21 protein-coding genes and 1 tRNA gene are annotated in these 22,481 nt (G+C 66.7%); 5 read left to right on the top strand and 17 right to left on the bottom strand.

Translation table 11 applies throughout. The annotated features are described in order from the left end of the window. Positions 1–8 precede the first annotated feature (8 nt). The 6 genes from iolD to AC50YC_RS08720 form a co-directional block, all read right to left on the bottom strand. Positions 9–1,937, bottom strand: coding sequence for a 3D-(3,5/4)-trihydroxycyclohexane-1,2-dione acylhydrolase (decyclizing) (gene iolD, locus AC50YC_RS08745; RefSeq protein WP_494953144.1), 1,929 nt, complete (start codon positions 1,935–1,937; stop codon positions 9–11). A gap of 39 nt (positions 1,938–1,976) precedes the next feature. After that, complete coding sequence (locus AC50YC_RS08740; RefSeq protein WP_494953143.1) at positions 1,977–2,927, bottom strand: Cgl0159 family (beta/alpha)8-fold protein; 951 nt, start codon at positions 2,925–2,927, stop codon at positions 1,977–1,979. Continuing rightward, on the bottom strand, positions 2,924–3,925 hold the full coding sequence (gene iolC / locus AC50YC_RS08735; RefSeq protein WP_494953142.1) for a 5-dehydro-2-deoxygluconokinase: 1,002 nt from the start codon (positions 3,923–3,925) through the stop codon (positions 2,924–2,926). Before iolC ends, AC50YC_RS08740 begins: the two co-directional genes overlap by 4 nt. Before the next feature lie 216 nt (positions 3,926–4,141). Then, entirely contained in the window at positions 4,142–4,546 is a 405-nt protein-coding gene (locus AC50YC_RS08730; protein WP_494953141.1) for a tautomerase family protein, read from the bottom strand. Positions 4,547–4,699: 153 nt separating this feature from the next. After that, complete coding sequence (locus tag AC50YC_RS08725; protein ID WP_494953140.1) at positions 4,700–6,001, bottom strand: alkaline phosphatase family protein; 1,302 nt, start codon at positions 5,999–6,001, stop codon at positions 4,700–4,702. After that, on the bottom strand, positions 5,998–7,641 hold the full coding sequence (locus AC50YC_RS08720; RefSeq protein WP_494953139.1) for an alkaline phosphatase D family protein: 1,644 nt from the start codon (positions 7,639–7,641) through the stop codon (positions 5,998–6,000). Before AC50YC_RS08720 ends, AC50YC_RS08725 begins: the two co-directional genes overlap by 4 nt. A gap of 221 nt (positions 7,642–7,862) precedes the next feature. On the opposite strand from AC50YC_RS08720, the gene AC50YC_RS08715 reads away from it, so the two are divergent. After that, complete coding sequence (locus tag AC50YC_RS08715; RefSeq protein WP_494953327.1) at positions 7,863–8,225, top strand: ArsR/SmtB family transcription factor; 363 nt, start codon at positions 7,863–7,865, stop codon at positions 8,223–8,225. Next, positions 8,222–8,704, top strand: a complete 483-nt coding sequence (locus AC50YC_RS08710) for an SRPBCC family protein (RefSeq protein ID WP_494953138.1) — start codon at positions 8,222–8,224, stop codon at positions 8,702–8,704. Before AC50YC_RS08715 ends, AC50YC_RS08710 begins: the two co-directional genes overlap by 4 nt. 209 nt (positions 8,705–8,913) lie before the next feature. On the opposite strand, the gene sucD is transcribed toward AC50YC_RS08710, so the two are convergent. From sucD to AC50YC_RS08680, 6 genes are all read right to left on the bottom strand, one after another. Beyond that, entirely contained in the window at positions 8,914–9,816 is a 903-nt protein-coding gene (sucD, locus tag AC50YC_RS08705) for a succinate--CoA ligase subunit alpha (RefSeq protein ID WP_018776033.1), read from the bottom strand. A 12-nt stretch (positions 9,817–9,828) separates the two neighbouring features. Then, on the bottom strand, positions 9,829–10,998 hold the full coding sequence (gene sucC / locus AC50YC_RS08700; RefSeq protein WP_494953137.1) for an ADP-forming succinate--CoA ligase subunit beta: 1,170 nt from the start codon (positions 10,996–10,998) through the stop codon (positions 9,829–9,831). Positions 10,999–11,223: 225 nt separating this feature from the next. Continuing rightward, positions 11,224–11,931: a hypothetical protein gene (locus AC50YC_RS08695; RefSeq protein ID WP_494953136.1), complete on the bottom strand. Its 708-nt coding sequence runs from the start codon at positions 11,929–11,931 to the stop codon at positions 11,224–11,226. A gap of 40 nt (positions 11,932–11,971) precedes the next feature. Further along, complete coding sequence (locus tag AC50YC_RS08690) at positions 11,972–13,306, bottom strand: glycosyltransferase (protein ID WP_494953135.1); 1,335 nt, start codon at positions 13,304–13,306, stop codon at positions 11,972–11,974. Between the two features lie 8 nt (positions 13,307–13,314). After that, positions 13,315–15,831 (bottom strand): DNA helicase PcrA, encoded by a 2,517-nt coding sequence (gene pcrA / locus AC50YC_RS08685; protein ID WP_494953326.1) that lies wholly within the window; start codon positions 15,829–15,831, stop codon positions 13,315–13,317. Positions 15,832–16,058: 227 nt separating this feature from the next. Beyond that, a complete protein-coding gene (locus AC50YC_RS08680) occupies positions 16,059–16,916 on the bottom strand; it encodes an inositol monophosphatase family protein (RefSeq protein ID WP_494953134.1) in 858 nt (285 codons plus the stop codon). 100 nt (positions 16,917–17,016) lie between these two features. Here AC50YC_RS08680 and AC50YC_RS08675 point away from each other — a divergent pair, with 100 nt between their 5' ends. Then, entirely contained in the window at positions 17,017–17,670 is a 654-nt protein-coding gene (locus AC50YC_RS08675; protein ID WP_494953133.1) for a hypothetical protein, read from the top strand. Between the two features lie 107 nt (positions 17,671–17,777). Here the strand turns inward: AC50YC_RS08675 and AC50YC_RS08670 are convergent, their stop codons facing one another. Beyond that, complete coding sequence (locus AC50YC_RS08670; RefSeq protein ID WP_494953132.1) at positions 17,778–18,803, bottom strand: hypothetical protein; 1,026 nt, start codon at positions 18,801–18,803, stop codon at positions 17,778–17,780. 211 nt (positions 18,804–19,014) lie between these two features. Between AC50YC_RS08670 and AC50YC_RS08665 the strand changes: the two genes are divergently transcribed. Beyond that, the gene (locus tag AC50YC_RS08665) at positions 19,015–19,167 is read left to right on the top strand and encodes a hypothetical protein (protein ID WP_494953131.1); all 153 of its coding nucleotides are present in this window, start codon (positions 19,015–19,017) and stop codon (positions 19,165–19,167) included. Between the two features lie 99 nt (positions 19,168–19,266). Here the strand turns inward: AC50YC_RS08665 and AC50YC_RS08660 are convergent, their stop codons facing one another. From AC50YC_RS08660 to AC50YC_RS08645, 4 genes are all read right to left on the bottom strand, one after another. Then, the gene (locus AC50YC_RS08660; RefSeq protein WP_494953130.1) at positions 19,267–20,802 is read right to left on the bottom strand and encodes a putative bifunctional diguanylate cyclase/phosphodiesterase; all 1,536 of its coding nucleotides are present in this window, start codon (positions 20,800–20,802) and stop codon (positions 19,267–19,269) included. Further along, positions 20,792–21,241, bottom strand: coding sequence for a DUF7793 family protein (locus AC50YC_RS08655; RefSeq protein WP_494953129.1), 450 nt, complete (start codon positions 21,239–21,241; stop codon positions 20,792–20,794). Before AC50YC_RS08655 ends, AC50YC_RS08660 begins: the two co-directional genes overlap by 11 nt. Then, positions 21,238–21,369 (bottom strand): hypothetical protein, encoded by a 132-nt coding sequence (locus AC50YC_RS08650; RefSeq protein ID WP_494953128.1) that lies wholly within the window; start codon positions 21,367–21,369, stop codon positions 21,238–21,240. The genes AC50YC_RS08655 and AC50YC_RS08650 overlap by 4 nt, the downstream gene beginning before the upstream one ends. A gap of 157 nt (positions 21,370–21,526) precedes the next feature. Continuing rightward, the gene (locus tag AC50YC_RS08645; RefSeq protein WP_494953127.1) at positions 21,527–22,321 is read right to left on the bottom strand and encodes a DUF998 domain-containing protein; all 795 of its coding nucleotides are present in this window, start codon (positions 22,319–22,321) and stop codon (positions 21,527–21,529) included. Between the two features lie 86 nt (positions 22,322–22,407). Here AC50YC_RS08645 and AC50YC_RS08640 point away from each other — a divergent pair. Further along, positions 22,408–22,480: transfer RNA gene (locus AC50YC_RS08640), tRNA-Arg, on the top strand. Position 22,481: the final 1 nt, after the last annotated feature.

Here is a 22,481-nt window from a genome sequence, read left to right as displayed (position 1 = left end):
GGCCGGGGTCAGCCGAGCAGCTTGCGCTGGCAGCTCTTGTGGTCGACGTAGGTCTGGAAGGCCTGCTTCGTGGAGTCGAGCTCGGAGACCTGGGAGACCGGGACGTCCCACCAGGACTCGGAGCTGGGAGCGTCCAGCAGCGGATCGGATTCCACGTGGATGACGATCGGGCCGCCGCGTTCGGGGGCCGCCTTGGCGTCGCGGACGGCCTGTTCGAGCTCCGCGATGACCTTCTCCCCTGGTGCGATCCGGATCACCTTCACGCCTAGGCTCTCGGCATTCAGGGCCAGGTCCACGGGAAGCCGGTCGCCGTCGTCGAAGCTGTGGTGTTCCTCGTCGAGGGCGCGGTACTGCGTGCCGAAGCGCTGCGAACCGAGGGATTCGGAGAGCGAGCCGATCGAGGCGTAGCCGTGGTTCTGGATCAGGACCACGATCAGCTTGATCCGTTCGGCGACGGCGGTGACCAGTTCGGTGTGCATCATCAGGTAGGAACCGTCCCCCACCATCACGACGACGTCGCGCTGCGCCCCGCCTCTTGCGGCTTCTGCCAGCGCCGCGCGCTTAACGCCGAGGCCGCCGGGGATTTCGTAGCCCATGCAGGAGTAGGCGTATTCGACGTGGTAGCCGAACGGGTCCCGGACCCGCCACATCTTGTGCAGGTCACCTGGAAGGGACCCCGCGGCGCAGATGACCACGTCCTGGGCGTCCATGGCCCGGTGCGTGGCGCCGATGATCTCGTTCTGGGCCGGCAGCGGGGTGAAGCGGGTGTCGAATGCCTCGTCCACGGTGGCGTCCCAGCGGGTCTTCTCGGCCGCGATCCGCTGTTCCAGGTCCGCACCGATCCGGTAGCCGCCGAGGGCCTGGTTCAGCTTGACCAGGGCCTTGCGGGCGTCCGCGACGATTGGCAGGGAGGTGCCGTGCTTGTAGGCGTCGATCGCGGCGACGTTGATGTTGATGAACTTCACCTCCGGGTTCTGGAACGCGGTCCGCGACGCGGTGGTGAAGTCCTCGTAGCGGGTGCCGATGCCGATAATGAGGTCCGCGTCGGCGGCGATGGCATTCGCCGCCGTCGTGCCGGTGGAGCCGATCGCGCCGAGCGAGAACTTGTGGTCCCAAGGCAGGACGCCGACGCCGGCCTGGGTGTTGCCGACCGGGATGCCGGTCAGCTCGACGAACTTCGCGAGCTCCTCGTTGGCGTAGGCGTAGAGGACGCCGCCGCCGGCGATGATGAGCGGGCGCTTGGCGGCGCGGATGGCGTCGGCGGCGCGGCGGATGTCCTCGTCGTCGGCGTCCGGGCGGCGGATCCGCCATTCGCGTTCGGCGAGGAATTCCTCGGGTACGTCAAAGGCCTCGGCCTGGACGTCCTGGGGCAGCGAGATGGTCACGGCGCCGGTCTCGGCCGGGTCCGTCAGCACCCGCAGGCCGTGGTGGAACGCGGAGAACAGCTGCTCGGGCCGGGAGACGCGGTCGAAGAACTTGGACAGCGGACGGAAGGCGTCGTTGACGGTGATGTCGTAGCCGTGGGGCTGTTCGAGCTGCTGCAGGACGGGGTCCGCGGCGCGGGTGGCGAAGGTGTCGCTCGGCAGCAGGAGCACGGGCAGCCGGTTGGTGGTGGCCAGCGCGGCGCCGGTGAGCAGGTTCGAGGAACCCGGGCCGATCGAGGTGCTGATCGCGAAGGTCTGGCGGCGGCGGGTGTGCCGGGCGTAGCCGACGGCCTGGTGGGCCTGGGCCTGCTCGTTCCGGCCCTGGTAGTACGGCATGATCGTGGGATCGAGCTGCTGGTACTGCTTGAGGGCCTGGCCGACGCCGGCGACGTTGCCGTGGCCGAAGATGCCGAAGGTGCCCGGGATCAGCCGTTCCCGGAAGTCCTGGCCGCCGATCGAATCGACGGTGTACTGCTGGGACAGGTATTCGACGACCGCCTGCGCGACGGTCATTCTGCGTGTTCCTGAGGCAGTTTTCATAACCATGGGATGTTACTCCGATACTTCTGCTGCGCGGGTGGATGCGGTGTGGTGCAGCAGCGAGGCGGCGGTTGCCACGGCCCCGGCCACGTCGCCGTCGTGCGGGTAGAGCAGGGTCCGGCCGACGGTCAGGCCCTGGACGCCCGGCAGCGCGAGGGCTGCTTCCCAGCTCGCGAAGACGTCGTCCTGGCTGCTGTCCGGGTCGCCGCCGAGGAGCACGGTGGGCATGGTGGTGGCCGCCATGACACGTTCCATTTCGGCCACCACCGGGAGCTTCATCCAGGTGTAGGCGCTGGTGGAGCCAAGGCCCTCGGCGATCGCGACGGATTTGATGACGGCGTTGGTGGAGAGGTCGTTGCGGACCTTGCCGTTCTCCCAGACGGACAGGAACGGCTCCACCATCGCGATGAGCTTGCGCCGGGCGAGCGAATCGATCGCCTTGGCGGTCGCTTCCAGGGTGGCGACGGTGTCCGGGTCGCCGAGGCAGATGCGGGTGAGCATCTTGCCACCATCGGCTCCCAGCGCTTCGAGCGCGGCAGCAGTGTGCCCCGTGAAGCGGTCATCGAGTTCATTCACCATGCCGGTGAGCCCGCCGCGGTTCATCGAGCCGAAGAGCAGTTTGCCGTCCAGCGCCCCGAGCAGGAGCAGGTCGTCCATGATGTCCGGGGAGGCCAGCACGCCGTCGACGTCGGGGTTTGCCAGGGCGATCTGCAGGCGGTCCAGGAGCTGGCGGCGGTCGGCCATGGCTACAGGGTCGCTGCCGACGGCGAGCGCGCCGCGGGCCGGGTGGTCGGCGGCGACGATGAAGTTCTGTTTGCCGGCCTTCACGCCGGGGTGGCGGCGGCGGGCCTTCGCGGCGCGGGCGACCGCGTCGGGATCCTCGAGCCGGGTGATGCTCAGGTGTTCGTAGCGGCGGGGATCATCGTCCACCGCAACGGTGGCGGCGGCGGGGTTGACACTCACAGTGTTGCTCCTTCGGTGGCGTAGGTGCCCGGCACGAGGCGGCCGCGTTCGGCGAGCAGACCGGTGACTTCCTCTGGCGTCGGCATCGCATCGGCACAGGACAGCCGGGAGGCGACGAGCGCGCCGGCGGCGTTGGCGAAGTCGAGGACCTGGGCGAGCGGCCAGCCGGAGAGCAGCCCGTGGCAGAACGCTCCGCCGAAGGAGTCGCCGGCACCCAGGCCGTTGATGGTTTCCACCGGTACCGGGGCGGAGACGACGCGTTCGGTGCGGGTCTTGGCCATCACGCCTTCCGGGCCGAGCTTGACGACGGCGATCTCGACGCCGGCCGCGAGCAGCCGGTCCGCCTGTTCGTCCGGGGTGCCTTCGCCAACGGCGACGGCGCATTCCTTGTCATTGCCGATGGCCACGGTGACGTGTGGGAGGATCCTGGCGACCTGTTCCCGGGCTTCGGCTTCGGAGGCCCAGAACATCGGCCGGTAGTCGAGGTCCAGGATGGTGAACTGGCCGGGCTTCAGCCCGGTACGGGGCCGGGCCTCGTGGGCCGTGAGGTGGGCGGTCCGGCTGGGTTCCTGGCACAGTCCGGTGACCGTCGACCAGAAGATTCCGGCGTCCCTGATGGCGTCCAGGTCCAGCTCCTCGGCCTTGACCTGCAGGTCCGGGGCCGTGGGAAAGCGTCCGTAGAAGTAGAGCGGAAAGTCCTCGGGCGGCTTGATCGCGCAGAACGTGACCGCCGTGGGCCATTCCTTGACCGCGGTGACGAAGGAATCGTCCACGTTGAACTTGCGCAGTTCGCGGTGCAGGTAGTTGCCGAACGCGTCGTCGCCGGTGCGGGTGATGACAGCGCTGCGGCGGCCGTGGCGGGCGGCCGCGACCGCCACGTTGGACGGTGATCCGCCAAGGTACTTTCCGAAGGACGTGACATCCTCCAGATCCACCCCGATGTCGTTCGGGTAGATATCAACGCTGATGCGCCCGATCGTGAGCAGTTCGTGGGTCACGGTGATCGCGGACCTTTCTGGTGTGAACTCGGTACCTTTGCGCAGCCTGAGCTTCGGTGCTTAGGAAGCCGGCGTGAGCCGGGCCACATCCACTACTCTGCCCTAGAATCTATGTACTGTCAAAGGTTTGTACTGACATATTTACAACATGACACAGAAGGCCTGAATGGCCCTGCGGCGCAGCCGGTTTGGCGGGCCGCAGGCGCGCCCCGCGGGCTACTTGCTGGGGACGTCGAGCTCGCCGGTGACGTACTGTGCCCGGCCGAATCCGAAGGACCAGTCCCCCGCAGTGTTCTCGACGTAGCCAATGAAGACATCCTCGCCGGCGACCTCGATGGCGGCCAGCTTCTCCGCGATGGCGGCAAACAGGGACTGCTTGGCCTCCTGGCTCCGCCCGGCCTGGGTGAAAATCTGGATCATCACCACTTCCGGCGTCCGCTCGAAGCCGAGGCCGGCATCCTGGGCCAGGATCTGCCCCGCGGGGTGTTCGGTCAGGACGTGGAAGTAGTCCCGCTCCGGAATGCCATATTCGGCCACGATGGCGTGGTGGATTCCCCGACTGAGCGCCTGGAGCTGCTCCGGGGTCCGGCCCTGGTTGACGTCGATTCGCACGAGAGGCACTCGCCACTCCTTCATTAGTTTGTCCTGACATACTAACAAAGTTTGGACCGACGAGGCAACAGCAAACAGCAACGCGGGGTCACCTCGCGCCGATCCCGGGGTGTGGGATGGGCGCGAGGTGACCCCGCGTTGTTTTATCGGGAGCCGGTATGGCTAGCCGGTGAAGGCGGACCTCCGGGCCGTTCCGTCGTAGCCGCCGGCAGGGGCCTTCAGCCCGTAAATCCCGCCGATGGTCGGCGCGACGTCCGCGGTCCGGGCGGCTTCGGAGGACGCCGATCCCTTCAGCACCAGCGGGCTGCCGCCGGAGACGAAGAACGGAATTGGCTCCGTGGCGGGGTGCCCGTGGTTGCCCGGGATGGGGTTGGACGCCACGTACGGGTCGGAGAAGCGCCAGCCGGCGCGGCAGTAGGCGACCAGGTCTCCAGCCTCGTCGCCCAGCCGGAGGTCTGACGGCTTGTTGACCGAAAGCACGCCCTCATGCGCTCTCACCAACTGTTCGACGGCGGCCAGTCCGGCTGAGCGGTCCGGTTCGGGGCCGGTCCAGTAGAGCAGGTCCGCGCCGCCGTTCTGGGCAATCGTGATGTTCGACTGCAGCTCCGGACGGGATTGGAGGATGAGGTTTATCGAGATGAGGTTGCTGGGGATGGACCAGTCCATGGAATGGTCGGCGAGCACCATCACCACGCTGGACCCCCATTTGCCGGTGTTCTTGAGGTGGTCGATGAAGCGGCCCACCTGCAGGTCCGTGTCCGCCAGGGCGGTCTCACGCGCCGCCCGCAGCGTGGTTCCGGAAACGTCCGAGTGGCCCACGCGGTCGACGTCGCCCAGGTTGGTGAAGACGAAATCAGGGTCCGGGCCGCTCACCATCGCCAGCAGCGCGTCCATGGTAGCGGCGTCGGGCGCGTGTCCGGTCACCGGCAGCAGCGGCCGGGGTTCCCATCGGTAGCTGGCGCGGGAGCCGAAGATGCCGTAGAGGTACTTCTTGCTGAGCACCGATCCGGTCGTGAGCCCGCGCTCCTGCAGCCGCTCCAGGAGGGTGGGGAAGTGCAGGTCGGTGGACCGGTCGAGGTCGCGGACCATCCCTTCGTCCCGGTCGAAAATCGAGTTGGCGGGAACGCCTGAGCGGTCCGGGCGGACCCCGGTCATCATCATGACGTGGTTGGGAATGGTCTCCATCACGGGCAGGGACCGTGCCGCGGGAAAGTTGGTGCCTGCATCGCGCAGTGCGGCCAGCCTCGGCGTCAGGGCGGGCGTGATCTCGTCGGGGCGGCAGCCGTCCACCACCAGGACGTAGCTCCGGGTCCGCCCGGCGGCCGGCGCGGCCCAAGCGGTGCCTGGCGCGGCGGAAAGGGCGACGGCAGCCCCGCCGGCGGCGGCCAGCTGCAGGAACTGCCGGCGTCCGGGCGTTGAAGGCCTGTTGCCCGCGGGCGGGCCCTGTTGCGGTGAACGGCTCATTGGAGTCCTCCCTGCGTTTGCGCGACCTTGCCGGTATTGGCTTGAACATTGAATGATGTGGACAGGGTGGCGCCTGAGCCGGCGGAGGTGCGTTCGGCGAGGACGTACCAGTCCATCCGAACGCCTGCGGCGGTCACGTCAAGGACGGAGTAGCCGTGCGAGTCAAAGTCCAGGTATTTCACGTGCGGGTTGGCCGCCTTGATGGCGTTCTCCACGGCGACGGATCCGGTCCGGGGCGGAACGTTCAGGATGTCGTCGAGGTTGTCGCTCGTGACGGAGGTGCAGACGAGTTCGGTGGCCACGGAGTCGCCGGTGGCCGGGTAGCTGGCGGGATCCGCGGGGATGTCGCAGGCCCAGCCGGAGTGGATGTCGCCGGTGAGGAACACGGTGTCCTTGACGGCGTTATCGCGCAGGTGGCGGACCACGCGGTTCCGGTCCACTTCGTAGCCGTCCCACTGGTCCACGTTGTAGGGCACGCCGTTGATGGTTGTCCCGCCCATCAGCTTTTGCACACCGGCCAGCTCTGCGGTGCTCAGGGTCGAGGGAACGCGGACGGGCGCAATCATGACGGGGTTGCCCACGAGCTTCCACTGCGGGCCCGTGGACGTGAGGTTGTCCAGCAGCCAGTCCATCTGGTCGGCGCCCGTGATGGTGCGGTCGGGGCTGCTGACGGAGGTATCCGCACCGTTGGCGGCCTGCTGGTCCCGGTAGGAGCGCAGGTCCAGCATGGACAGGCTGGCCAGGGAGCCGAAGTCCAGGCGGCGGTAGAGCTGGCCGCCCGGCTCGTAGCGCACGGGCATCCACTCGGCGTACGCCTGGTGCGCGGCGGCGAAGCGCTCGCTCCAGAGGCCTTCAACGCCCGGGGTGTGGTTTTCGGCGCCGTCCTGCCAGGCGTCGTTGGCCGATTCGTGGTCGTCCCAGGTCACGATGAACGGGGCCGCAGCGTGCAGCGCCTGAAGGTCGGGGTCGGTTTTGTACTGGGCATGACGGCGGCGGTAGTGCCCCAGCTTGGTCATCTCGAAAGCCGGATCGTGGGGACGGACCACCACGTCGCGGGACTGGTAGTCGCCGGGCGCGTATTCGTAGAGGTAGTCACCCAGGTGGAGGACGGCGTCGAGGTCGCCCCGTGCGGCCAGGTGGCGGTAGGAAGAGAAGTATCCTGCCTGCCAGTTCGCGCAGGACACCACCCCGAATTTCAGCCGGTCCACCACCGCCCCCGCGGCCGGTGCGGTCCGGGTGCGGCCCACGGGTGAGATCTCCTGCCCGAGGCTGAACCTGTACCAGTAGCTCGTGGCGGGCAGCAGTCGGCCTGCCACGACCTTGACGGTGTGGTCGCGGGCCGGGCCGGTGGAGGCGGTACCGCGGGCCACCACTTTCGTGAACGCTGCATCGGCGGATATTTCCCATCGGACGGAAACGTCCGGGCCGGCACCGCTGCCAGGTAGTGATTCCGGGGTGGGCGTGACGCGGGTCCACAGCAGCACGCTCCCCGGCATGGGATCTCCTGAGGCGATCCCGTGGCCAAAGAGACCGCTTTGGGAGGCTGAAAACGCGTCCGCGGGAGCGCTGGTGGCCAGGGTTCCGGCCACGGCGGCGACTCCTGCTGAACGAAGTACTTGACGACGAGTAAAGGTAGTCATGCCTTCCAGTATCCGGATGATTCCGTCACGAACCGGCAGTTCCGCCCGCAGTTAACCGCACATTCGCCAAGAGTTATCCGTGCCGCAGTGCCCATTTCCGCCGTCTGAGCGATAGACCCTTGCCCCGCTGCGGGTCCCGTTATATGCTTAAACAACCACAAGGTTGATCAATCGCTAGATTGATTACACGGCAGGGGCGGGGAGGTGGGGTGAGGCACCCAGTGGACGAACGCGACGACGAACAGCTCAACGCAGCCTTCCTGGCCCTCGCCGACCCGGTCCGCCGCCGCATCATCTCCCGGCTCAGCCGGGGTCCGGCCACCGTGAACGATTTGGCGGAACCTTTCGCGATCACCAAGCAGGCGGTCTCGAAACACATCCAGGTCCTCGAGCAGGCGCAGCTCGTCACGCGCACCCGTGACGCCCAGCGCCGGCCCGTGCACCTGAACCCCGCACGGCTGGAGGCGCTCACCGCATGGATCGACCAGTACCGGCTGGTCCGCGAGGAGCAGTTCCGCAGCCTGGACGCCGTGCTCCAATCAAACGCCGCGGCACGCGGCACGCAGGCAAAGGACTCATCATGACCAACGCCCTGAAACTCAGCGTTCCGGAGGGACTGCCCTTCATCGATTGCGAGCGGGAGTTCGATTTTCCCGTCGCGGAGGTGTTCCGGGCCCACAAGGAGCCCGCTCTCGTCGCCCAGTGGCTCGGCCCGCGGCGGCTGAAGATGGACATCGACCACTACGATTTCCGGACCGGCGGCAGCTACCGCTACACGCACACGGGACCGGATGGCGCCGCCTACGGCTTCAACGGCGTCTTCCACACGGTCCGGGAGAACGACTTCGCCATCCAGACCTTCGAGTTCGACGGCTACCCGGACGTCGTCAGCATCGAGTTCCTGACCTTCGAGGATCTGGGCGGCGGACGCACCCGGCTGACGGCCCACGGGGTCTATCCCAGCATGGAGGCCCGCGACGGCATGGCACAGTCCGGCATGGAAACCGGGCTGTCCGAGGGCTACGAGCGGCTCGACGAACTCCTGGCCGGCGCCAAAGTCTGAGGCCCGGCCCCGGCACGGCGCCAAAGTCTGAGGCCCGGCCCCCGGCAAAACGGGAAAGCACGACGGCGGCGGGCCACCTCCCCGGGGAAGGTGGCCTGCCGCCGTCGTGCTTAAACAAACAACGCGGGGTCCCTTTCGGCCCGTCCCAGCGAGTGGGACGGGCCGTAGGTGACCCCGCGTTGTGTTGGTGCTGGGTGGTGCTCCGGCCCTTAAAGGGTTGCGAAGACCTCGCGCAGGAGCTTGGCGGTCTCGGACGGCGTCTTGCCGACCTTGACGCCGGCAGCCTCGAGGGCTTCCTTCTTGGCCTGGGCGGTGCCCGCGGAGCCCGAGACGATGGCGCCTGCGTGGCCCATGGTCTTGCCTTCCGGGGCGGTGAAGCCTGCGACGTAGCCAACAACCGGCTTCGTGACGTGTGCCTTGATGTAGTCGGCGGCACGCTCCTCGGCGTCGCCGCCGATTTCGCCGATCATGACGATCGCCTTGGTTTCCGGGTCCGCTTCGAAGGCCTCGAGGGCATCGATGTGGGTGGTGCCGATGACCGGGTCGCCGCCGATGCCGATGGCGGTGGAGAAGCCCAGGTCGCGCAGTTCGTACATCATCTGGTAGGTCAGGGTGCCTGACTTGGAGACGAGGCCGATCGGGCCCTTGCCGGTGATGTTTGCCGGGGTGATGCCCACGAGGGCCTCTCCGGGGGTGATGATGCCGGGGCAGTTCGGTCCGATGATGCGCGTGACCTGCTTGCCGTTGGCGTCGACCTTGGACTGTGCCAGCGCCCAGAACTCGGCAGAGTCCTGCACCGGCACGCCTTCGGTGATGACGACAACCAGGCCGATGCCGGCCTCGATGGCCTCAACGACGGCGTCCTTGGTGAAGGCCGGGGGGACGAAGACGATGGAGACGTCAGCGCCGGTCTCGGCCATGGCTTCCTTGACGGTGCCGAAGACGGTGATCTCGGTGTCGCCGTGCAGGACCGTCGTGCCGGCCTTGCGGGCGTTGACGCCGCCGACAACGTTGGTGCCGGCCTTCAGCATCAGGGCGGTGTGCTTGGTGCCTTCGCCGCCGGTGATGCCCTGGACGATGACCTTGGAGTCCTTGTTCAGATAAATAGACATAGTCGAGTCCCTTTACTTCGCTGCGTTGGCGAGCTCGGCAGCCTTGTCGGCGCCCTCGTCCATGGTGGCGGCCAGGGTAACCAGCGGGTGGTTGGCCTCGGCCAGGATGCGGCGGCCTTCCTCAACGTTGTTGCCGTCGAGGCGGACTACCAGCGGCTTGTTCGCGGAGTTGCCCAGTTCGGCCAGTGCACCGACGATGCCCTTGGCGACCGCGTCACAGGCGGTGATGCCGCCGAAGACGTTGACGAAGACGGACTTGACCTGCGAGTCGCCCAGGATGACGTCGAGGCCTGCAGCCATGACCTCGGCGGAAGCTCCACCGCCGATGTCCAGGAAGTTGGCGGGCTTGACGTTGCCGTGGTTCTCGCCGGCGTAAGCAACGACGTCGAGGGTGGACATGACCAGTCCGGCACCGTTACCGATGATGCCCACGGAGCCGTCCAGCTTGACGTAGTTGAGGTCCTGCGCCTTGGCCTTGGCCTCTAGCGGGTCAGCAGCGTCCTTGTCTTCAAGGTGGGCGTGCTTGGGGTGGCGGAAGCCGGCGTTCTCGTCGAGGGAGACCTTGCCGTCGAGGGCAACGATGTCACCGGCGCCGGTCAGGACCAGCGGGTTGACCTCCACGAGGGTGGCGTCTTCCTTCTTGAAGACGTCCCAGAGCTTCAGGATGACGCTGGCAACCTTGCCGCGCAATTCCTCGGCGAAGCCTGCAGCGGCGACGATTTCGTCGGCCTTGGCCTGGTCGATGCCGACGGCCGGGTCGATTGCGATTTTGGCCAGGGCGTCGGGGCGCTCAACGGCGAGCTGCTCGATTTCCATGCCGCCTTCTACCGAGCACATGGCCAGGTAGTTGCGGTTGGCCCGGTCCAGAAGAACGGAGAAGTAGTATTCCTCGGCGATGTCCGCACCCTGGGCGATCATCACGCGGTGGACGGTGTGACCCTTGATGTCCATCCCGAGGATGTTGGTGGAGTGTTCAAACGCCTCGTCAGCGGTCTTGGCGACCTTGACGCCGCCAGCTTTGCCGCGGCCTCCGGCCTTAACCTGCGCCTTTACGACAGTTACGCCGCCGATTTTCTCGGCAGCTGCCTTTGCTTCTTCAGGGGTGTGCGCCACGATGCCAGCAAGCACGGGTACACCGTGCGCCTCGAACATATCGCGCGCCTGGTATTCAAACAGGTCCACGGTTTAGTGTCCTTCTACGTCGAAGTAGTTTCTGTACAGCCGGACCCCACGTTATCGCGGTTACCGGGCTGCGGAATAAACGCACCCTGCGACTGGCTTGGAAACGAGCCACACGGCGCAATGCTCCTCTTTCGAACTCTAGCCCTTCCTTGGGAGGAGCCTGTCCCAGAGTACCCGTTATGTGAGTAAGGACACTATTCTATTGACCGTAGAAAAACCGCTAGATTACGGGGTTTTTGGGGCGTCGGAAGGCCCCTGGGCGGCTGGTTTCCCGGCGTCGGAGATCAGTTCGTAACGATCGCGTGACACGAAGAACGCGATGCCGGCGGAGACATTTCCGCAGGCGACTCCGCCGTTGTAGGCCGAGCAGCGCAGTCCGTTGCGTTCCAGGTTCTGGCCCTCGTCAAGGACGGGCAGCTCGGATATCGGACCCTTCCGGCTTCCCTTAGGCCCGAATTCGGCTTCCTGTTGTGTGACGCCGGAGCGGCATTCGCCGTAGCCGGCGCGCTCCGGGGTGAGCAGCGCGGCGCCGCCGAGGTAGCCGAGTCCGGTCCCGCCGCAGTCGTCCGTGACGTCCTTCGCGTCCGGGGCGGGGTAGGCCGCCAGTTCGCAGTGCGCCACCGGGACGGTCGCCAGCTTGTTGTTGGCGGGGTCCGCATACCCGTTCTGCTCATATGGCAGGTTCACGTGCTCGCCGCGGGCCGAGGTCAGGGAGCAGACCACGTTCCGGTCGGCGGTGACAAAGCTGAGGATGTCCTGGCCGACGGCGTACGTGGCCGCGTCCGCGAGGGGCGCCTGCGTGAGCTGCTCGAGGGCCGGCAGCGGCGCGGGCGGGACATAGTCCGGGTCCTTCTGCGTGACGGTGCACGCCGTAGCCACCAGCAGGATGAGGGCGGCCGGGATCCCCAGAAGTGTCCGTCGCATGGGCTCCATTATGCCTGCCGGGATGCCGGGCGGTTTCCGGCCGCCGGCGTCAGCCCCCGACGCCGGGGGTCCCGCCGGCGGCCACCACGGCCTCGATGACCTCGACGGCGGCGCCGACGCTGTCTTCCGCCTCGAACTGCCCGCGCATCGCCTGCGCCCGTTCCCGCCAGGCCGGATCGCCCAGCACGGTGTCGATGGCGGCGCGGATCGCTGCGGCCTTGGGTGTCTCGGTCCTCAGGTTCACCCCGACGCCGGCGTACTCCACCCGGGCGTTGACGTCGCTCTTGCCCTCGTTGAGGCCCGCCGTCACGAGGGGAACGCCGTGGGAAAGGCTCAGCAACACCCCGCCGAATCCGCCGTTGGTGACGAAAACGTCCGTGAAGGGAAAGACCCGGGCGAAGTCGACGTAGTCCTCGACGACGACGTTGGGCTGCGGATACCGCCGTCTCAGTTCTTCGGTGTTCGCACCGCCGGTCGCCACGACGATGAGGGAATCCGTGCCCTTCAGCGCCTCGATGGTGGGGATCATCAGCTTGGACGGGTCCCGGTTGTCCACGGTCCCCTGGGTGACGACGACGGTCCGGCGGTAGGCTCCGCCGGCCGTCGGCGGCTGTTGCCCGGCTGGAGTTGCGGCGGCGTCCGGGCCGACGGCGGCTCCCGCCCGGTGGGGCAGCAGGGCACCGACGTAGTGGACTTTCGGGTTGACGTTCCGCCGCGGGAAATCCAGCGATGCGGTGCCCGTCTGGATGATCGCGTGGGACCAACGGTAGGTCTCGTCGGTGATGGGGGTTCCCTTGGGGGTGTGGAGACCGTAGCCCTGAAGTTGCCGCGCGTAGCTGGCCCGCGCCGGCTTGGTGACGAGCTGGTCCGAGACCAGCCGTGCGCCGGCGTGGAGGATTTTGTGGGCCGGGGTCCGGGCCGGGGCGAAGCCGAAGAACAAGGGGGGCACCAGCGGGTCGCTTTCCATGTTGCCGATCGCGACGAAGCTGACCACGGGTTTGCCAAGCACCACGGCGACGAGCCGCTGGATGAACATGCTGCTGTCCAGAACGACGGCGTCGAACGGGAAACGCTGGTGTACGTCCCTGATGTCCTCGAAGAAATTGGTGACGTTGCTGGCGAAGATCCGTTCGCCATCGAACCTGATGGCCATCGGCCCCTTGAGCTTGGCGCGTTCTGGGTAGAGCTCGTTGAGGTTGTCCCCGGTGTGCTCAATCGCGCGGTCGAACGGGTAATGCCGGATGCCCAGCTCGTCCAGTCTGCCGGCAAGCGTGCGGCCCGTGTACCAGCCGACGTCGTGGCCCTCGTCCTGCAGGCGGACGCCAATGCCAGTGAGGGGGTTGAAGTGGCCGGCGATGGCTTGGCTCGCCAACAAAACTTTCATGCCTGAGCTTAGGCGTCGATCTTGGTCAGCGGGGCGTACCGGAGCAGGAGCCGCTTCTCACCGACGCTGAACTTCACCTTCGCGACCGTTTTGTCCCCCGCGCCCTCGACAGCCAGCACGGTGCCGTTGCCGAAGCTCGTGTGGTTGACCTTGTCTCCCACGCTGACGGCGACGATTTCCTTCTGCGGCTGCACGCGGTTCTTGGCGATGGCGGCGGGGACATCCGCGTTGAAACCAGCGGACGGGCTGGCCTCGGCCCCCCGGGCTGTGCCGGCCCCCCAGAAGGATCCGCCGTACCGGCTGGATCCGATGGAGGCGCCGCCGCCCCAGCCGCCGGCCTGGCGGGTGGAGCCTTCGCGCTTCCACTCCACCAGTTCGGCGGGGATTTCCTCGATGAACTGGCTGGCGGGGTTGTACTGGCTCTGGCCCCACATGCTGCGCACCTCGGAGCGGGTCAGGTAAAGGCGTTTCCGTGCCCGGGTCAGGCCCACGTACGCCAGCCGGCGTTCCTCGGCCAGCTCCTTGGGGTCGGTGGCGGAGCGCTGGTGCGGGAACAGCCCGTGCTCCATGCCGGTCAGGAACACCACCGGAAACTCCAGTCCCTTGGCGGTGTGCAGGGTCATCAGGGTGACAACGCCCAGCCGCTTGGCTTCGGCGACGGCGGCGGCCAGCTGGTCGGGGCTGCCCGCAGGGGCGTCCGGGATCTGGTCGGCGTCGGCGACGAGGGAGACCCCTTCCAGGAAGGCGCCGAGCGAACCCTCGGGGTTGTCGCGCTCGTATTCACGCACGACGGCGACGAGTTCGGCGAGGTTCTCCACCCGGGACTCGTCCTGCGGGTCGTTGCTGGACCGAAGGGTTGCCAGGTAGCCAGTCTGTTCCAGGACAGCTTCCAGGGCAGCGGCCGCGCCGGAGCCGGAGGCCACCTCGGCGAGGTCGTCGAGGAGTTTCACGAAGCCCTGGACCGCGTTGACAGACCGGGTGGCCATGCCGGGGGCCTCGTCGGCGCGGCGGGCCGCTGCCATAAACGAGATCCGGTCGCGCTGCGCGAGGGAGGCCACGGCACCCTCGGCCCGGTCGCCGATGCCGCGTTTGGGCTCGTTCAGGATGCGGCGCAGGTTGACGTCGTCGTCCGGGTTGACCAGCACCCGCAGGTAGGCGAGCGCGTCCTTGATTTCCTTGCGCTCGTAGAACCGGGTGCCGCCGACCACCTTGTACGGGAGTCCGACTCGGACCAGGACATCCTCGATCGAGCGGGACTGGGCGTTGGTGCGGTAGAAGATCGCGACGTCGCCGGGGCGCAGATCGCCCTCGTCCTGCAGGCGGTCGATTTCCTTGGCGATGAACTGGGCTTCATCGTGCTCGTTCTCGCCGACATAGCCGACGATCTTCTCGCCGTCACCTTCCGCGGTCCACAGCCGCTTCTCCGGCCGGTTGGGGTTGCGGGAGATAACCGAGTTGGCGGCGCTGAGGATGGTCTGGGTGGAGCGGTAGTTCTGCTCGAGCTTGATGGTGCGGGCGTCCGGATAGTCCTTCTCGAATTCCACGATGTTGCGGATGTCGGCGCCGCGGAAGGCGTAGATGGACTGGTCCGAGTCGCCGACGACGGTCAGTTCGGCCGCGCCGGGGCCTTCCCCGACGATCTCGCGCACGAGCGCGTACTGGGCGTGGTTGGTGTCCTGGTATTCGTCGACGAGGACATGCCGGAAGCGGCGACGGTAGGACTCGGCGAGCGCAGGGAAGGCCCGGAACATGTAAACCGTCTCGGCGATCAGGTCATCGAAGTCCATGGCGTTCGCCTGGCGCAGCCGCTGCGTGTAGCCCTTGAACACCTCGGCGACGGCCTGTTCGAAGGGGTCGTTGTGGTTGGCGCTGGACGAGTAGCTGTCCGCGTCGATCAGTTCATTCTTGAGCGCCGATATCTTGTGCTGGATCGCCTTGGGCGCGAAACGCTTCGGATCGAGGTCCAGGTTTTTGGCCACGAGCGTGATGAGGCGCAGCGAGTCAGCGGAGTCGTAGATGGAGAAGTTGGAGTTCAGGCCGACGTTCTTGGCCTCGCGGCGCAGGATCCGGACGCAGGAGGAGTGGAAGGTGGAAACCCACATGGTCTTGGCCCGGGGGCCAACGAGGGCTTCGACGCGCTCCCGCATTTCGGCGGCAGCCTTGTTGGTGAAGGTGATGGCCAGAATCTCGCCGTGGTGGGCGCGCCGTGTGGCGATCAGGTAGCCGATCCGGTTGCTGAGCACCCGGGTCTTGCCCGAGCCGGCGCCGGCGACGATCAGCAGGGCGCTGCCGGCGTGCTTGACGGCTTCTTCCTGCTGCGGGTTCAGTCCCTCGAGGAGCTCGGCCGCGCCCGGTAGGTGGTGGTGGTCCCCCTCCCCTGCCGGGCTGTCCCCGTGGACGCCGTGGGGCCCGGAACTTCCCGCGGAGTGCAGGGTCGCCAGGCCCGTACCCGCGGGCATTTTCGCGCTCGCCGCCGTCTTCGAGGCAGCTTGGAAGGGTCCGTCGGCGTAGGGGTCAAACAACATATCCATGGTGTTAACAAGTCTAGGCGGTGCCGCTGACACCGGCGTCCGCCCCTCGGGACATGCCCTCCCCCGCGCCCGGCCACTGGACATAATGCCCATATGTCCACTCCCCGCGGCCAACAATGGACATGCCCCACGGCGCGCCAAGTGAACCCTGGACATGCCCCACGATGCGCCAGGCGAAGACTGGACATGTCCCGCGGTGCGGGGGTGTTAGGCGCCCTGATCTATCCTGCGGAGCCGGATTCCAGGGCGGCGCGGAGTTGCCGGACCGCCGTCGTACCTCCGGCGACGAACCAATCGAGTCCGTTGACCCGGACGACGTCGGCGGCACCGCCGGCGGCCAGGACAATCGCCTTGCCCGGCAGCCAATCCCATTCCGGGCAGCTGTGCTGGAACCAGCAGCCCAGTCCGCCATCGGCCACCCGGCTGAGGTCGCAGGAGCCGGAGCCGAACATACGCAGCGCGGCGGCGGAGGTCGCGGCGGCGTGCCACGGCATGGCGCACATCGGGTCGGCAAGCCAGGTGGGATGGATGTAGGTCGCGGCACCAAGTTCGGAGAGGGGGACGTTTGAACGGCCTCCGCCCGGTAGGCCGTCCGGCCCGAAGGTGGTCAGCCGTTCACCGTTGAGCGTCGAGGGGCGGTCTGTTCCGCCGAGCCAGAGCTTGTCCTCCTCCGGCTGGAAGATCCCGCCGAGCAGCAAATCGGAGGAGTCCTTGAGGGCGATGGCGGAACACCAGTAGGTTGAGCCGTGCAGGAAGTTGTAGGTCCCGTCAACGGGGTCGATCACCCAGGTCCTGCCGCTGGTGCCCGCCACGGAGGCGCCCTCTTCGCCGAGAATGCCGTCGTCGGGCCGGCAGCGCTGGAGCTGTTCCAGCACGTAGGCCTCGGCGGCGTGGTCCGCGGCAGTGACGACGTCGGAGACGGATGTCTTTTGCCGGCCCTCCAGCCCGGCCTGCCGCATGAGCAGCGCCAGGGTTCCGGCCTCGCGCACGAGGGCCTCGGCGAGCTGGTAATCGTCCAGGGCGGGGTTGAGTTCAGCGGTGCTGTGCCGGCCAAGCCGGTGCTTTCCTAGTTCGGTCACGCGCTCCAGCCTATCGGCGCCGGCCGGCAGTGAACAGGCGGTAGTCCGGCCGCGTCACGGCCCGCGGCGGCCTCCGGTCAGGACGGGCGATAATGGAGCTATGGCCAAGACACCCGCACAGCGAATGAAGAAGCACGGCGCCAACGCAGTCGTCCCCCAGCACCACCTGCCGTCGGTGATCAACCCCAGCACCAGCCGGACCCCGCAGAAGGCGCAGAACAACAGCAACCTGATCCTGATAGCCGGCGTCGTGGCGAGCCTGTTCCTGTTCTGGTACGTCCACCTGCTCACCCTGAACCAGCTGACGCAGCTCAGCGGGGGCATGGCCATGCCGGACTCCCTGGTTGGTGGCTTCGACCTTGGCTATGTGGAGCAACTGCGTCTCGCGATGGACGAGGCTGCCCGCGGTCAGCTCAACTACGTTCACAAAACGGCCGGCACCCTCTTCCCGCTGATCTTCGGCTTCACCTGGCTGCTGCTCATCGGCACGAACGTCGCACGCAAGGGCCTGCGCTGGGCGCTATGGGCCGTGCCGCTGCTGTTCGCGGCCGTCCGTCTGTGGGGCAACGCCGCCATCGACTCGATGATGTCCGCAGACACCGTCGACGCCGGCCAGGTTGCCCTGGCATCCGGCCTTACCGTCGCAGGCTGGGTGCTGCTGGTGCTGAGCCTGGTGGTTGGCGGCGCCGCAGTGTTCCTGGGCCGCAAGCGCGCCTCGGCCGCGGCTCCCCCCGCTGGACCTGCCCAGTCCTAGGCACAGCCGCTGGGCATAGTCCCACCATGTCCATTCGCCGCGGAACCCGGAGGGCATGCTCAACGCGAGGGCACAGGAGACAGGCGGGCAGAATTACCCAGCCGGATTCATGCCCCGGCTGTCAGGTACTCCCGGACCTGATCCGCACGCTGCTGGGCGCCCGACGCCTCAAAATGGTCTATTGCCCGAAGCAGGTTTTCCCGGGCCGCGTCGGGGTTGCCAATCGCAGAATGTGCCCGACCCAGCAGAAGGCAGGCTTCGCCGAGGATTTGGGGGGATGGCTTCTCCGGGTCCGCACCAATCTGATCCAGTAGTTCGATGGCGGCGGGGGCTTCACCGGCCAATAAGTTCCAGTGGGCGCGGTTGAGCTTCATTAGCAGGTAGTCGTTGGCGCTTCCACCGATGACGTCCGTGGCCAGCTCGGCCCGTTCGATACAGCGCAAAGTGTCGGCGTCCGCGACGTCCGCTGCGAGCCGCATGGCGGCGGATGCCTTATTGAATTTCGCCCAGACATCGAGGTTCCTTGCCGGGGAAAAGGTCGCCGCCGCGAGCTCGTGATATTCGAGCCCCTCCTGCACTTTGTTGCAGAGGAATGCAACGTTCCCGATAACCCAGTAGACCTTGCCGATCAACTGGTCGTCGACTTCGGTGGACACCACCTCCGCCAGTCCAAGACATTCAGCCCACGCCTCATCCAGCCTTCCGCTGTCTGCCAGTGCCGCGATCAGGGCTTGGCGGGCCTTGACGTGGATCTCCACATCGTCGTCGTTCATCACCAGGAGGGATGCTGCCCGGGCTGCTTCTGCCGCCTCTTCCAGCAAGCCAGCACCCTGTCTGGCCTTGGCCACGAGAATGTAAGTGAGCGCCTTGGCCTGCGGTTCCATCGTGGACTGCGGCCCGCCGACCAAGTCGGAGGCGAGCGCTGCGCAGGCTTCAAATTCTTCCGCGTCCAGGAGATTCTCGGCTTGGACAAAAGTCATGTTCCACCAGGCATCCATATCGCCCTCAATACGAGCAATTTCGGCCGCCTCGTGTGCGCTGCGGGCTGCTTGAACGAAGGCATGGTTGGTCCGGTGCTCGTATGCGCGCAATTCAGCGGCGGCGTATAACGGCGAAACGGAGTGCATTGGCATGCCTCCATTATCCGTTGCCGCGGAAGCATATCCGGACATGCCACAAATGCAGGAGCCGCGCAGTTTTCACGCAGGAATCGATCAACATCGCGCCAATAACATGATTTTGTACGTGCTGCGCAGATTGTTCCCTTCCCGGCATGTCCTATGCCCCTATACTGAACTCGCATCACATGAGTCTCATCAGCCTCTTACGTATCAGGAGCCCTCTATGAAGAAATCCCTCGCAACACTCCTCGTCGCCGGTGCGCTGGCAGTCGCAGGTCTTTCCGCGACTTCGGCAATCTCGGCTTCAGGCGAAAATGCCGGACAGGGTTCCGTTCAGGCCGTTAACTGGTGGCCGAACTCCACCCCGAAGTTCTAATCAAGGCACCAAAAAAACGGCGGGTACTGGAAGGCGACTTCCGGTACCCGCCGTTTTTGCGTAACACCCGCAAACAGGCCTGAACGAAAACCGAACGCCCTACGCCGGGCCCATAGCCTCCGGGCTAATCAGCGCCTCGATCTGCGCCGCAGGCACGGGCCGGCTGAAGTAGTACCCCTGCCCGCTCCCGCAGCCCAAGCGAACCAGTTCGGCAGCCTGCTCCGCCGTCTCGATGCCCTCGGCAATCGCCGTGAGGCCGCAGGCATGGATGAGGTGCAGCACCGCCGCGACGAAGTTGCTCTGCTCCTCGTCCGAGCCCAGCCCGGCGATCAGGCTCTTGTCGATTTTGACCACGTTGACCGGCAGTTTCCGCAGGTAGCTGATGGATGAATAGCCGGTGCCAAAGTCGTCGATTTCGAGCTGCACACCCAAACGCCGCAGCCCGTTCAGGGAGTATTGGTCCACGTCCCCGCCGTTGACGGCCATTGACTCCGTGAGCTCGACGATGAGATTGGCCGCGTCCACCCCTGTTTCCTGGAGGATGTCGCGGACGTGGTCGATCAGGTCCAGGTTCTGCAACTCGGTCGTTGAGATGTTGACGCGGACATTGAAGCTGTCGTCGACGTTCAGCTCCTGCTGCCAGTGCCGCAGTTGACGCACAGCGTTCCGCAGGACCCAGTGGCCCAGGTCCACGATCATCCCTGTCTCCTCGGCCAGCGGGATGAAGGAATCAGGCATCAGCAGCCCTCGCTCCGGGTGGTTCCAGCGCACCAGCGCTTCAACGCCTTCAATCCTTCCGGTCGCCAGTTCCACTACGGGCTGATAGTGCAGGGTGAGCTGGTCCTGGCGGATCGCCTCACGCAGTTCGGTGATCAAGACGCTCTGGAGCCTGCGGGCATAGAGCAGTGCGGGTTCGAACACCTTGATGCTGCTGTGCGGTTGCGCCTTGGCGGCGTACATCGCTGTATCCGCTTCCATGACCAGATCGTCGACTGACTGCCCTGGCTCCGCGACCCGCAATCCGATGCTGGTGCCGCAGGTAATGCGCAGGTCCCCGATTTCCAGGCCTTCGCCGAGGGCCTTGAGGATCCTGTTGGCGACCCGGCGGGCCCTCACCAGGTTGGACTTCGGCAGCATCACGGCAAACTCGTCGCCGCCGAGCCGGGCGACAGTGTCCGTGTCGCGGACGGCCTGCTGGAGCCGCCGCGAGATCACCCGGAGGACATCGTCGCCGGCGCTGTGGCCCAGGGTGTCGTTGATGCCCTTGAAGGAATCGAGATCGAGGACCAGCAGTGCCGGCGGCAGTTCGCCCCGGCTCGTCTCGGCAAGGGCGTGGCTCAGGACCGAGTTGAGCGCCGTCCTGTTGGCAAGCTGGGTCAGCGGGTCGGTCAGCGCCATCCGTTCGAGCTCGACCTGGGCTTCGCGCAGCATCGCCGTTCGGCTTTCGACGCGTTCCTCGAGCTCCTGGTAGATGGTTTGCAGGTCGTCGGCCATCAGGTTGATCCCGGCAATGACCGCGGCGACGTCGTCCCTGGCACCGGAGTGCGGGATTCGGGTCGTCAGGTCACCGCCTGCGATTCGGACGATGCCTTCGACGAGGGCGTGCAGCCTGGGGTCCGGCGGATCAGTGTTCACTCGTGTAGTGCCTTAACCAGTCGATAGCTTCAGCCTCGGACAGAAAGAACTGCGCCGGGATGGTCTCGGTCTTCGACCGCAACAGGTAGTGCGCGATCACGCGGTCGACGGGACTCTCGCCCACGAGGGCAAAGGCGGACGCCGCGATCGAAGTGCTGTAGACGTGCCGCGCCTCGACGCTGACGCCCACCACACCCGTGATGACCAGCAGCACGGGCATGCGCCGGCCGTGGGCCAGGGCGCGGACCGCGGTTCCTGCCACGCGCGCCTCGGGACCCTCGATTTCCTCGTTGGCGGGAAGCACGACTTCGATGATGCCCCCCTCACGCATTCGGACACCGATGGGGACACGCGCGAGGGGAGTCAACCCGATGTCCTGGGCGGCGGCAGGCTCTGCTGAGATGAGTTCGCCGGGTCCGGCCGTGGCCTCGATCGTCATCGGAACTCCGCCCAGCGGCCGGCCGGCACGGCCAGTCCGCCGGCCAGGCCAACGCCGTCGTCGTGGACATCGAGGCCGGTGCGGGCTGTCGTTGCATCAAAACGCGGCAAGACTCGCTGATCAGACATTCGTCCCCCGTCGGACCCCCAAATCGGCCATTCGCGATGCGCTGGAGTCCCGACGCGCACGCTGCACCGGAATGTTCCGGTGAATGCCCTCATGATAATCGAATGTGTGACTCCAGTGAGACATAAGACACCCCCCGGGACAGCGGTGCCCTCCAGATCACGATCCCTGCGGCAGTCGGAGAGCGGCCCCGCCCGCGTGCGCAGCCCTCAGGACCGCACGCTCCCTCCCCACCCGCTGGGCAACCACCAGCCCGACGGCTGCCGTGCCGATCGTGATGGGGTATCCCATCACCCGCTCCAGGGTGCCGGGCTCCGGCACGTCCATCCCGGTCACGCCGCCGGCGATAAGGGCCCCGAGGGACACCAGGCCGCAGGCCACGATGAGCCAGCTCAGCGGTGTCTGCCGGAGCCAGAGCCAGCCCAGCAGCACCAGGGCCAGGCCGCCGGCGGCGAAGTACAGGATGGCCCCCACCACGTGCCACACGGAGCCTGCGTCCTCGGGGACCAGCCCCACCAGGACGGTCCCCGCGCCGGCGAGGGCGGTGAGGGCGCGCGCGGCCATGGCCGCCGCCCACGTAACCCGGCTGGCCGGTGCCAGCGCGAACCGCGCGCCTGGCCGCGCCGCCGTGCAGAGCAACGCTGAACTGAGCAGCAACGCGCCGACCATCATGCCGATCCCCTGGACCACAAACGAGGCGTTCATCAGCACGTGCGCTGGAGAGCAGACGTCCCGTCCGTCGAAAACCCCGCAACCCACGGCGCCAAGATCGCTGATGTAACCGGTGCGGCGGCTGTACGGCTGCTGCCCCGCCCACGCACCAATCACGGCCGCCTCCGCAACGAAATACTGCAGCACGCTGAGCAGTGCCAGCGCGCCGGCGTAGAACCGGGTGGACGGCAGGGCGGGGATGTAGATGATGCCTTTGGACGGCGAGTCGGCTGCGGCGGTCATGCCAAGAGCGTAGTACGGCCCCTCACCTTGTATGCTTGTATCCGTGTCCGAACGGGCCGGCCCACGGCCGACCAGCACGGACGCCCGCCCTCGTAGCTCAGTGGATAGAGCACGGCTCTCCTAAAGCCGGTGTCGTTGGTTCGATTCCAATCGAGGGCAC

The organism is Pseudarthrobacter sp. MDT1-56, from assembly GCF_059383555.1.
The sequence above is the reverse complement of the archived record's forward strand: the minus strand, read 5'-3'. Positions and strand labels throughout refer to the sequence as shown.